Consider the following 11,562-nt stretch of genomic DNA (forward strand, 5'->3'; position numbering starts at 1 on the left):
TCACTTAAAATTAAGCTAATGATTATCTACTATTATTACTAACCATGATCGACAATATGGAAGCCGAAAAAAGAGAGGATTACATATGAATATAGAGCAAATGGAATATATTATTGAAGTAGCCAAATGCGGATCATTAACCAAAGCCGCTGAAAATTGTCATATTACAGTAACCGGAGTCAGTCGTGCAATCTCTTTATTTGAACAAGAAATCGGTATGCGAATATTTATACGTTCCCGATCAGGAACTACTGTGACTCCTGAAGGACAAAGCATTATTACCAAAGCCAGTCGAATTCTCAAGCAAATCGAAGAACTCAAATCAGAAGCGCAAAGTTATCGAGAAATGAATAATGCCAAATTACGCATTTCTACGATTCCCGGACCGATCTCTTTATTAATAGATGTAATCACTGAACTCAAAAAAGAATTTCCAAATAGCCGGATAGAAATTAAAGAAAATAGTACAGATGCTGTAATTGATGATGTGGAGCATGAACGTAGTGATATCGGCTTTTTTCTTTTAAAAGAACATCATTTACCGGCTACATCAGATCTGATATTTGAGCCGTTAATGAAAGATAATATGGTGCTGGGTGTTAGTGTACACAGTCCTCTCTCCAACCAATCATCAGTTACTTTACAAGATTTGAAAGACTATCCGTTTGTACTATATAACGATCCATATATTATCGCTTTTGTTAATACGTTAGATAAGCCGGATATTTTATTTCAAAGTAATAATGTAGAAGCTATTCTCAAAGCCGTCAAAGAAGATATAGCAGTAACGATCGGTACCGATTATTCGTTTCGGGGATATACGATGTCTCAAAATCGAGGGATTGTCACAATACCTTTTGAAATATCAGCGGAAGACCCTTCTTATCTATGGTCTGTCACCTCACGTAATAATACGGCGTCTGAAGCAGAGCAACTGTTTGTCAAAAGAGTCAAAAATCTATTACTCCTTTAAGTAGATACTCTGCAATACAAAAAGAATGATCCCTTTATTAATGAAGGATCATTCTTTTAAAGTTATGATTGAGCGGATATATTTGCTGGGACTTCCATCGTATACATGCTGCGGTCTTGCAGTCGTATCAATACTTTGCCAAAACGCCCGCCTTCTTGAATCGATACTATACCTGAAGGATATTGCTGATCTAAATAATCGGAGATCAATTGCTTAGCATCTGCACGTATATTGACCTGATGTAAATGAAGTATCATCATCACATGTTGTAACGCATCGTGCTTGGACATTTCAACTGTTTTCATTTCATGCGTAACAATTGACTCGTATGCATACCCTTTTAGATACAACAAATGAAGTAAATATCCCATATCTGAGCCATGATGTTGTATCGGTTGGTTATCTTCACTGACAAGCGGTAACACTTCATTCACCAGACTGTTTTCTCTTGGCCCGGCAGTTGAACTAATATAACAGAATTGACTAGCACATTGTAGTACTTTCTCTACACTTGGCCAATCATAGATGACCGGACACATCAAGACAAATACCAGATCAAAAGCTTGATTCCACCCTTTAGCTTCAACATCAATATCTTGAAATTCTTCTGGCACAATCGTAATTTTACCTGAGGCCATACGATCTGCATTTTCTTGTAACAATTGTTGTAAAGGAACACAAGGTTCAACCGATGTGACCATTCCACCTCGCTGAGCAAACGGAATCGAAAATCCACCAGAAGCTGCTCCAATATCAAGAATAGAAGCATTTTCAAATGGAACGCCTTGTCCTTGAATCCAATTTAGGATTCGTGTAGTTCTTTGTTGACCTTCTGCTGAGAATACGTCTTTGTTAAATGAGACTGCTTTGGTATCAAAAGAATGAGCAGGGTCTATGCCTGCTGCTTTCATTTGTTTTACCGATGTAAACGAATCATTCGCCCATGCTTGCTCCCATACTAACGGATGAAATAAATCATTTGATATATCGTTTGTAATTGGTATCCCTCTTTCATTATTTAAAGTCTATTACAGATATATAATATCTATAATGTATGTAATAGATGCTTTTGTCAATGATTATAATGTAAAAATATGACTTTATTTGGGTTTTTGGGAGCCTTTTTTAGCGCGGAATCGTCTAACTTTCATTAAATTCCCACATGTTTTATCTTCACAATAACGCTTGGTACGACTACGTGTATCATCATAAAAGACCCAGCGACAATCTGGATTATCACAGATACGAATACGATGAATATCTTGATCTAGCACAGTATGCACGAAATCCGATACAATATCAGCCATCACGCTATTCCAATCCCCAGTTAACGGTACATAGGCTAACTGTCTGCTTCCATCACTATTATTCCACTGTCTAATCACAGGAACTTGTGCCATAATCTTATTCAATTGATCCCAGTTGATCTGATCTGCTGACGAACCGTTGGCAAGCGCTATTGCATAATCATGCAGTAATTTTCGCAGTGAGTGTAATGACTGTAACTCGCTTGTTGATGCCGGAACAGATGCTGTTAATTTCCAATCCTCTACAAAACGTTGTTGCCATGAAGTCAGTACCAAGCGATCTTCATGCTTACCACTTTCTCGAAAATCATGCCAATCGCTGTTGATAAAATCTGTCCATAAAGTATCCATTGCCCTGTACTCCTTTTGCCTTTTTCTTGATGTTCGATAATCAGTAACGACCTTTATTACAGAAAGATGGTTACATTCCTTTGTTTTGTGGTATATGTATTGTAACGCTTTAGTATATCATTAGCCAGTTACATCTACTGGCAATTAGGAGGATCTTATGACGAATACGAACATGTTAGATCTACTTCTTTTGCAGAAAAAAGATATTTGGGAACACGAAGATTGGATTGTGCCTTTATCTGTAGCGTTAGAAGGTCTTACAAGTGAACAAGCCGCATGGATTCCACCTGGTGGCGGAAATAGTATCTGGCAATTGGTACATCATATGAATTATTACAATCATGAATTATTATGTCATATGCAAAATATTGATCCAGGCCCTCGTGCCGAAAATAACAATAAAACTTTTGAGTATCATGATAGTGCAGACCATGAAGAACAATGGCAACAAGCTCTTCAAGAGATTAGACGACTTGCCAGAGCGATTGAGTTAGAACTTGCCAAATGGGATGAAATAAAATTACAGGAGATTCGCCCTGCTGGCGATCAGACGTGGGGACAAGCTATTGCGCGTTGGCTTCCTCATGATGCTTATCATGCTGGTCAAATTGTACTTATTCGGAGATTGCAAGGAAGCTGGAGAATCTAATCATAGACAAAATAAAAATCCCTTATAATGACAAAGGGATTTGGAATATTCACAGCTTATGTGATAAATATACGTATAACGTTCAAAAGGATTGCGATCATAATCGCGGTCTTTTTTTATTTTTCTTCCATCATACTTTGATATGCCCATTGACTTACAACATGTCTTGCCGTTACATAACGATTTTGGAAATAAGCTTCAGACAGACTGCTGATCGTTACACCATGACTTGTTGAAGCATGTGCAAAATTTCTACCATCTACCATAACGCCTACATGAGATATTCCACGTCCACTTGTATTAAAGAAAACAAGATCACCAGCACTTAAATTACTTTTTGATACGTATGTACCCATTTTCGCTTGCACACTAGCTGTGCGCGGTAATTCTATGTCGAATTTATTAAAAACGTAGCGTGTAAAACCGGAACAATCGAATCCGTTGGTTGTTGTACCTCCCCAAACGTAAGGTGTTCCCATTACACCGCTAACGGCTTGATCAAGATTAGATGTGCTAGCAAAAGTATTTGTTGGCTGAGCTGAGAAAATGATTGCAGCGCCAAGTAGCGATAATACGACTTTCTTCACTAAAAAAATTCTCCCTTCGATGCCTGTAGAGTAAATCAATTTGGAATTCAAATTTGAAACTCGGCAAATATTAATATTTTGTAACTATTGACCACTTTAAGGCATAAGGATGTATCTTGTCAAACTTTATAACAAACTTTTTTGCTTGTTTTTCGCTAAAAATGTGTATATTTCGTGATTTTCGCCAGTTTTTAAGGTGACAGTCTTACAATAAAAAAGATGACAATAGTAAATTTATTGTCATCAATTATTTTACAAAAAACTGTTTCAAAACCAAAAAGCCTTCATCTAACTTCGAAGGCTCCTGTTCTTTTTACTTACTTTTGAGTACTCTTAAACTGTTTAAAATCACTAATAATGCTGCCCCTGTATCACTTAATACAGCTACCCATAATGTAAGCCAACCGGGGAAAATAAATAATAAAGCGATACATTTGATCGTTATCGAAAACCAAATATTTTGTTTGATAATACGTAATGTCTGACGGCTTAGATTGATTGCATAAGGTAATTTTTCTAAATGATCTGCCATCAGTACGATATCCGCCGTCTCAATCGCTGTATCTGCTCCTGCTCCGCCCATCGCTATACCGATATCGGCTGTTGCGAGTGCAGGTGCATCATTGATTCCATCGCCTACCATCGCTACTTTTTTACCTGTCTGTTGCCAATTTTTGATATGGTTCATTTTATCGGCGGGTAGTAAATGAGCAAAATATTGATCTACTCCTGTTGCATTAGCCACTTGATAAGCAATACGTTCATGATCTCCTGTTAACATTACCGTTGATTCGATTCCTGCTGATTTTAATTGTTGCAATGTCTCTGACGCTGTAGAGCGAACTTGATCAGCAACAGTAATAATACCTAGAATACGTTCGATAGAACCGACAACCATAATAGATACACCTTTATCATGAAGTTGTTGCATTTGCTCTGTAATATATTGTACCGGTGCGCCTATCTCTTCTAACCATCCGTAATGTCCTACATAATACGTCTGATGATCTATACAAGCTTGTACACCTTTTCCTGCTATAGTCTGTACAGAAGTTACAGGTAATTGCGGAATATGATGTTGTTCTGCATACGATGTAATCGCCAGAGCAATAGGATGAGATGATTGCTGTTCGATCGAACTGGCAATACTCCATAATTCTGCTTCTGTAACGGCTATAGGATACGTGTTCACTACATGAGGTCTGCCTTCTGTTAATGTGCCTGTTTTGTCCAGGGCTATTATCTGCAAACCTGCTATCGCTTCCAACGCAGAGCCACCTTTGATTAACACTCCCTGCTTGGCTGCAACTCCTATTGCTGATACAATCGCAACCGGGGTTGAGATTACTAATGCACAAGGACATGCAATCACTAACAATTCCAATCCGCGATAAAACCATTCTGACCAACTGGCATTCCATACTAAAGGTGGCACAACAGACACAATAATCGCTAATCCAAAAACGATCGGTGTATATCTATTGGCAAATCGATCTACCAGTGCTTGTAGTGGAGATTTGTTAGCTTGTGCTTCTTCAACCATATGAATCATACGCGCTACTACAGTATCTTTGACTGTAGTAGTCACCTGAATCGTTAACAATCCTTCTTCATTTAATGTACCTGCATATACAAGATCTCCATTTTGCTTGATTACCGACTGTGATTCCCCTGTAATTGGTGCTTGATTTACATGCGAATCTCCTGTAGTAACAATTCCGTCTAAAGGAATTTTGTCGCCTGCTTTGACGATAATGGTCTCACCGATCTCTATATCGTCTACAGAACGTTGGATCATCTTCTCCCCTTGCATGATCCATACTGAGGCAGGAACCAGATTCAGTAATCCTTTGACAGAATGACGGGTACGCTCTAATGACATTTGTTGCAACGTGTTCCCTAGTGCAAACAAAAATACCACTGTTGCCCCTTCGCCCCACTGTCCAATACATACAGCCCCTATCGCGGCTACCGACATTAATACGTTCATATCAAGCGATCCACTTTTGATTGCAAAAAAAGCACTTTTAACCGGTTTGTATCCACCGATCACAAGAACAGCACCATATAATATCGTTGCGATCATCGGTAAAACTGATAACCATGTAAAGATAAAAGCAATAATTAGCAATCCTCCAGATAATAATGTAGGTAGCCAACTTTGCCAAAATGTAGGCTGATTCGGTATCTGGTCTTCTGCTGTAGGAGCTATACCAAAGCCTACTCGCTTCACTTCACGCATAATTCGATCAGGTTCAGTAGTCGCCGCAATATTCATTTTGCCTGTAGAGAAATGAACTTGAACCGATTGCACGCCTTTTAATTTTTTAAGACTTTTCTCAATCGTCATTGCACAAGAAGGACAATCCATACCTTGAATAGCATATTCAGTAGACGGTATTCCATTTACCGTTAGAAAAGAAGGAGGAAATGCACTGAGAGATACAGTATCATTAGCACGCTCTTGATCTGTAGCACTGATCTTGCTTGAACACGTAGAAGCTGTAGAACAACATGACTTGGTTTCTTCTTTATGCTCCATGCTCTACACCGCCCTGTGTAGGAAGCAATGTTTCATTTTGTTCGCAGCAAGCTACTTTAGATTCAACTTCTTCTAAGGCTTCGTCGAACATAGTCAATAATAATTTGATTTTTTGATTTGCTAGCTGATAATAGACATATTTTCCTTCTTGTCGCCCTGTAATAATGCCGCATCCTTTAAGACAAGATAAATGTTGAGAAATATTTGATTGATTTCCCTGAATAGCATTTACAATTTGGCTTACTGTTTTTTCTTCTTCCAATAAGCAATCTAGTATTTGCAGACGTGTTTTATCTGAAAATCCACGTATAAATTTAGTGCGAGTATCTAGCGATGTTTTGGTTTCGATACAATTGTTATTTTCCATTTTAGTTTCCATTATTGTACATCCTTTCGTTATCATATTAGTCTACACTGATACGTTATATATTAGTATAGACTAATACGTTTGATAATAGAAGGTTATTTTTTTGTGATACGTTCTATTTTTCACCCATCTTCTTACTCTGCAATGGATTATAAATATTATGCTATTCGTAATCTCAACGATCTTTGGTATACTAGGTGTACGAAAAAGATTCTATACAACTTTATTACTTCGTGTTAGGAAGGTGAGCATATTGGAGTCGGATGCTATTATAGACGAGTGTAACCATAGCAGTGAAGCTTCACAACAGATGCTTGCACAAATAAAAGATGAGCTTATTGACGGTACAACTGCTGTCGATATGGCTGAATTGTTCAAAGCATTAGGAGATCCAACACGCATTAGATTAATCTATGCTCTGTCGCAAAAAGAGTTATGTGTTCATGATCTGTGCAGTGTATTAGATATGACTCAGTCTGCTATTTCGCATCAATTGCGTTATTTACGTAATATGCGTATTGTGAAGCGACGCAAAGTTGGTAAAACGGTTTTTTATTCGTTAGATGATTATCATGTAGAAGAAATTTTTCTACAGACCCATGAACATTTAACCCATAAATAAAAGCAATTTGATGTATACACAAGCTAATGTAAGCGACTGAAATAGAAGTGTTGATATTTCGGCTTACTTTATAGCTTGCAATCATCACTATACAAAAAAGGGATCTACACCGTTACAGTGTAGATCCCTTTTTGATGTTCATCGGCTATTGATGCGCAATATTACACTGAATACCCGGTGTATCCATCTGGATAGTAATATGCTTAATTTCATAATCTTCTTTAATTAATTTCTGTGCTTGCTGCATAACGACACTATGATAAGCCTGATCTTCAGTAACGATATGACAGCTTAACAATATAATATCTGAAGATAACGCCCATACATGCAGATCATGTACTTCTACAACATGGTCTATACGAAGCAAAGACTGTTCTAACTCATCGGTGTTGATAGTAACAGGTGTACCTTCCATTAGAATATGGATCGAATCGCGGGTCACACGATATGCACTAAGCACTACCAATACTGCTACAATTACACTTGCAATCGGATCGGCTAGATTCCAACCAAAGAACATAATTAACAAAGCGGCAACAATCGCACCGACTGAACCCAGTAGATCTCCTAAAACATGTAGAAAAGCACTACGTACATTCAAATTTTCCGAAGTATCGCCTTTCATTAATATAAATGCCGCTGCGATATTAACCAGCAATCCAATAACAGCAATCGTCAACATTCCCCCACTCATAACCCCTGGAGGATTCGCAAACCGTTGAAAAGCTTCCCAGAAAATATAAATAGAAATCACTGACAAAGCTAGACCGTTAATAAAAGCAGCTAATACTTCGAAACGTTTGTAACCGAACGTTTTGGATTTACTGGCTTGTTTCTGACCCCATGTCATCGCTAGATAACTCAGTCCAAGAGCCGCTGCATCACTAAGCATATGCCCTGCATCCGATAACAAAGCAAGACTGTTAGTCATAAGTCCACCGATCACTTCGACGATCATATAACTTGCAATCAGAAAGAACGATAATTTCAACGCATTTTTGTTAGCACCATGTCCATGCGAGTGTGAATGTCCGTGTCCATGGGAATGTCCATGACTGTGCGAATGACTATGCTTTTTCCCTTTAGAATGTTGATGATCTTCATGATCGTGGTCGCATGCAGTATGTTCTTCATGGGTATGACTTTTACTACTCATTGACCTGCACCTCTATTCTTTATTAATAGATATTATATTGATTAAAATAACATATGAGCACTTATTCATATATTATAGTTTACCTACATCTAATCTGCAAGTTCTGCAAAGTGAATAGGATAACATTTCACTAAATCATCAATTAATGTTCACTATGGATTAGCAGATTGATAAATGCAGATAACGTTATAGAAGGTGAATTCTGCTTCGAAACCACAAATTGAATACGCGCTTGTTGCAACGGTATTGGTAACGTATGACTATGAAGTTGTGGATAAGAACGAACGATCCGCTCTGGCAATAAGGATATACCTAGTCCGTCAGTGACTCCACGAATAATAGCTTCTACTGTATCTACTTCTATTATACGAGGTAGTTGTTGAAGGGAATGACTTTTACTCTTAGTGTGATACCACTCTTCTAAACATTTTCGATACGGACAATCAGGAAATGTATTAACGATTAACCGTTGTTGGAGTAATTCTGATTCGGTATGAATATGACCAGCAGATACAATCACTAATTGTTCATTGTATTCAAAGACCGATTGAATATCTTGATGATGGTATTGACTGCTAATAAAAGCTCCATCCAACTTGTGATTAACCACTTGATTCATTAGTTCGATCTGTCCATGCGTTTGAATAGATACATCTACATCCCTATTTTCTTCATAATAAGTAAGTAACCACTGCGGTAATCTGGAAGCCGCTACAGTCGGTGTTGCTCCTAATTGTAATTGATATGACGGCAACTTTACTTTCAAAACGCGAGTAGCTTCATCTAATAAATCTACAATCTGATCTGCATAGCTCCACAATTGTTGCCCTGCTTCTGTAATCGTGATGCCTTTATTACTACGATCGAATAGAGATTGACCCAGTTCTTTTTCCAACTTCTGAATACGTAATGTAATATTTGACTGTACATATCCCATTTTCAGTGCCGCTTTGGAAATAGATTGCTCTTGAGCTACAATCCGAAAAATACGCAAATCACTACTTTCCAAACCCATTGCCACCTTTCTTTACTATTTCTCTTATATGTATAACACAGTTCATTTGGATATCATTATTTTTAATACCCAATATCATTTCTAACTATTATACAGACCTTTTATCTTCTTTTACACTATACAAAGAAATAACAAACGAGTATAAAGCTAAAGGAGCGCTAAACATGGACTGGATTGACAAAGTCGTCATCGTCACAGGCGGAGGCACAGGAATAGGACAAGCAACATGCTTACAACTTGCTGAAAAAGGAGCAAAAGTAGTCATCAATTACTCCCGTTCACAGCTACAAGCAGAAGAAAATGCTCTACAAATTAATCAAAATGGTGGACAAGCTATCACGATTCAAGCCGATGTATCTAAGCAACATCAAGTACAAGATATGATTACAGAAGTCATCCATACGTATGGCAGAATCGATGGCTTGGTGAATAACGCCAGTATAACCAGACAACTGCCTTTTGCTGATTTGGAACAGATCACTGATGATATCTGGGATGAGCTATACAATATTAATGTCAAAGGAATGTTTTATTGTGCTCAAGCGGTAGCCCCATGGATGAAAAAGGCACATCAAGGATCTATTATCAATCTAGGTAGTATTGCAGGCAGTACAGGCTACGGTTCTTCGCTTCCTTATGCTGTCTCCAAAGGTGCTGTTCATACGTTAACCAAATCGTTAGCAAGAGCACTTTCTCCACATATACGCGTTAATTGCATTATTCCAGGTGCAGTAGACACACGTTGGTGGACTGGAAATGAAGACAAAATGAAACGTTTGACAACACAGTTATTATTAGAACGAATATCAACGCCTGCTGATATTGCTTCATTAATCTGTGCTATTTTACAACAAGAATCAATGACCGGTCAGCTAGTGACTGTCGATAATGGGCAAACATTATAAGTTTTCTATATAAAAGATTTCTGTTTATTTAAGTATGATTTGAAAAACGTTATCTAAAAAATTGTATCAATCGATTGCCTACTTCTGCTGGCTTATCATGCTGTATCCAGTGTGTTGCATCGTCATAATGATGAATTTCTGTATTTGGTACCCATTCTGGTAGTGGATCAGCAAGGTCTTTAGATAAATGTGGATCAAGATCACCAAATAAAATAAGTACAGGTTGCTCAATTTTGCGCATCTGTGCTTTTTTGGTTTCTGCTGAACGGCGGAACATAGCCCGGTAATAATTAATAGCCGCACTGAGCGTTTCTTTTTGCTCAAAAGCTTTGAGATACACTTGCACTTCTTGATCGGAAAAAGGCTCTTTCGGTTCTTTTTTGAAAATAGTTCGTAACATATGATTGTTATCTCGTGCTAGAGCTTTCTCAGGCAACTTGGGAATCTGGAAAAAGAACATATACCAGCTTCTACGCAGTTGCGGTAATGTACGCAATCCTGTCTGCAAACGCTCGGGATGGAGCATATTGAGTATTGCCAAACGGCGAACCCGATGTGGATACATCATTGTAAAATACCATGAGATATTACCACCCCAATCATGCCCTGTCAGAAACACTTGCTCTTCGCCTAAATGTTCAATTAATCCATTTACATCTGCACATAATGTATCGATACTGTAATAATCGACACCTTCTGGTTTGGAAGAAAGGTTGTATCCACGTAGATCAGGAGCCACCACACGATAACCCGCTTCTATTAACATTGGAATCTGTTCTTTCCATGTATACCAGAAGTCCGGGAACCCGTGCAATAACATAACCGTAGGGCCTTCTCCACCGATCACATAATGCAATTTCACTCCATTCACTTCAGCAAATCGATGTTCGATAACATTTTCTACTTGATGAGCCATATCTAATTTGCCTCCTTAGCGGTATATATTACTGTGATGTTTGCTAATATATCTTTTTCAACATATCTCTTTAAGCATTACCCAATGATGAGACACATTCTACAATACATAGCAAAAAGACTGTTTACCGAATAGATCAGTAGACAGCCTTTTTGCTTTTTATTATGCTGCA

Annotated in this window: 12 protein-coding genes; 4 read left to right on the forward strand and 8 right to left on the reverse strand. The window is 37.9% G+C overall.

The genetic code is table 11. From position 1 onward, the window contains the following. The first annotated feature begins 85 nt into the window (after nt 1-85). The gene (locus QCD85_RS09625; RefSeq protein WP_274172774.1) at nt 86-973 is read left to right on the forward strand and encodes a LysR family transcriptional regulator; all 888 of its coding nucleotides are present in this window, start codon (nt 86-88) and stop codon (nt 971-973) included. Nucleotides 974-1,035: 62 nt separating this feature from the next. Here QCD85_RS09625 and QCD85_RS09630 read toward each other — a convergent pair whose 3' ends face one another. Then, nucleotides 1,036-1,884, reverse strand: coding sequence for a class I SAM-dependent methyltransferase (locus QCD85_RS09630; protein WP_301262444.1), 849 nt, complete (start codon nt 1,882-1,884; stop codon nt 1,036-1,038). A gap of 189 nt (nt 1,885-2,073) precedes the next feature. Next, nucleotides 2,074-2,631 carry a CGNR zinc finger domain-containing protein gene (locus QCD85_RS09635; protein ID WP_301262445.1) on the reverse strand — a complete coding sequence of 186 codons (558 nt, stop codon included), beginning with the start codon at nt 2,629-2,631 and terminating at the stop codon, nt 2,074-2,076. Between the two features lie 157 nt (nt 2,632-2,788). Between QCD85_RS09635 and QCD85_RS09640 the strand changes: the two genes are divergently transcribed. Next, complete coding sequence (locus tag QCD85_RS09640; RefSeq protein WP_273612547.1) at nt 2,789-3,280, forward strand: DinB family protein; 492 nt, start codon at nt 2,789-2,791, stop codon at nt 3,278-3,280. A 116-nt stretch (nt 3,281-3,396) separates the two neighbouring features. Here QCD85_RS09640 and QCD85_RS09645 read toward each other — a convergent pair whose 3' ends face one another. From QCD85_RS09645 to QCD85_RS09655, 3 genes are all read right to left on the reverse strand, one after another. Then, a complete protein-coding gene (locus QCD85_RS09645) occupies nt 3,397-3,867 on the reverse strand; it encodes a C40 family peptidase (protein WP_273612548.1) in 471 nt (156 codons plus the stop codon). Nucleotides 3,868-4,180: 313 nt separating this feature from the next. After that, entirely contained in the window at nt 4,181-6,409 is a 2,229-nt protein-coding gene (locus tag QCD85_RS09650) for a heavy metal translocating P-type ATPase (protein WP_301262446.1), read from the reverse strand. Continuing rightward, nucleotides 6,399-6,788, reverse strand: coding sequence for an ArsR/SmtB family transcription factor (locus QCD85_RS09655; protein WP_441005612.1), 390 nt, complete (start codon nt 6,786-6,788; stop codon nt 6,399-6,401). The genes QCD85_RS09650 and QCD85_RS09655 overlap by 11 nt, the downstream gene beginning before the upstream one ends. Nucleotides 6,789-7,086: 298 nt before the next feature. Between QCD85_RS09655 and QCD85_RS09660 the strand changes: the two genes are divergently transcribed. After that, nucleotides 7,087-7,398 (forward strand): ArsR/SmtB family transcription factor, encoded by a 312-nt coding sequence (locus QCD85_RS09660; RefSeq protein WP_273616311.1) that lies wholly within the window; start codon nt 7,087-7,089, stop codon nt 7,396-7,398. Between the two features lie 145 nt (nt 7,399-7,543). On the opposite strand, the gene QCD85_RS09665 is transcribed toward QCD85_RS09660, so the two are convergent. Both QCD85_RS09665 and QCD85_RS09670 read right to left on the reverse strand, forming a co-directional pair. Then, the gene (locus QCD85_RS09665; protein ID WP_274172770.1) at nt 7,544-8,554 is read right to left on the reverse strand and encodes a cation diffusion facilitator family transporter; all 1,011 of its coding nucleotides are present in this window, start codon (nt 8,552-8,554) and stop codon (nt 7,544-7,546) included. A gap of 142 nt (nt 8,555-8,696) precedes the next feature. Next, nucleotides 8,697-9,563, reverse strand: a complete 867-nt coding sequence (locus QCD85_RS09670; protein ID WP_301262447.1) for a LysR family transcriptional regulator — start codon at nt 9,561-9,563, stop codon at nt 8,697-8,699. A gap of 170 nt (nt 9,564-9,733) precedes the next feature. Here QCD85_RS09670 and QCD85_RS09675 point away from each other — a divergent pair, with 170 nt between their 5' ends. After that, on the forward strand, nt 9,734-10,474 hold the full coding sequence (locus QCD85_RS09675) for an SDR family NAD(P)-dependent oxidoreductase (RefSeq protein WP_301262448.1): 741 nt from the start codon (nt 9,734-9,736) through the stop codon (nt 10,472-10,474). 49 nt (nt 10,475-10,523) lie between these two features. On the opposite strand, the gene QCD85_RS09680 is transcribed toward QCD85_RS09675, so the two are convergent. Beyond that, complete coding sequence (locus QCD85_RS09680; RefSeq protein ID WP_301262449.1) at nt 10,524-11,390, reverse strand: alpha/beta fold hydrolase; 867 nt, start codon at nt 11,388-11,390, stop codon at nt 10,524-10,526. Nucleotides 11,391-11,562 lie beyond the last annotated feature (172 nt).

The organism is Paenibacillus sp. PsM32 (assembly GCF_030433815.1).
Classification (GTDB): domain Bacteria; phylum Bacillota; class Bacilli; order Paenibacillales; family Paenibacillaceae; genus Saccharibacillus; species Saccharibacillus kyungheensis.

What these genes read in the sequence shown, in the direction of transcription:
- QCD85_RS09625 (WP_274172774.1), top strand. Translation starts at nt 86, where the DNA reads ATGAATATAGAGCAAATGGAATATATTATTGAAGTAGCCAAATGCGGA.
- QCD85_RS09630 (WP_301262444.1), bottom strand. Translation starts at nt 1,884, where the DNA reads ATGAAAGCAGCAGGCATAGACCCTGCTCATTCTTTTGATACCAAAGCA.
- QCD85_RS09635 (WP_301262445.1), bottom strand. Translation starts at nt 2,631, where the DNA reads ATGGATACTTTATGGACAGATTTTATCAACAGCGATTGGCATGATTTT.
- QCD85_RS09640 (WP_273612547.1), top strand. Translation starts at nt 2,789, where the DNA reads ATGACGAATACGAACATGTTAGATCTACTTCTTTTGCAGAAAAAAGAT.
- QCD85_RS09650 (WP_301262446.1), bottom strand. Translation starts at nt 6,409, where the DNA reads ATGGAGCATAAAGAAGAAACCAAGTCATGTTGTTCTACAGCTTCTACG.
- QCD85_RS09655 (WP_441005612.1), bottom strand. Translation starts at nt 6,788, where the DNA reads ATGGAAACTAAAATGGAAAATAACAATTGTATCGAAACCAAAACATCG.
- QCD85_RS09660 (WP_273616311.1), top strand. Translation starts at nt 7,087, where the DNA reads ATGCTTGCACAAATAAAAGATGAGCTTATTGACGGTACAACTGCTGTC.
- QCD85_RS09665 (WP_274172770.1), bottom strand. Translation starts at nt 8,554, where the DNA reads ATGAGTAGTAAAAGTCATACCCATGAAGAACATACTGCATGCGACCAC.
- QCD85_RS09675 (WP_301262448.1), top strand. Translation starts at nt 9,734, where the DNA reads ATGGACTGGATTGACAAAGTCGTCATCGTCACAGGCGGAGGCACAGGA.
- QCD85_RS09680 (WP_301262449.1), bottom strand. Translation starts at nt 11,390, where the DNA reads ATGGCTCATCAAGTAGAAAATGTTATCGAACATCGATTTGCTGAAGTG.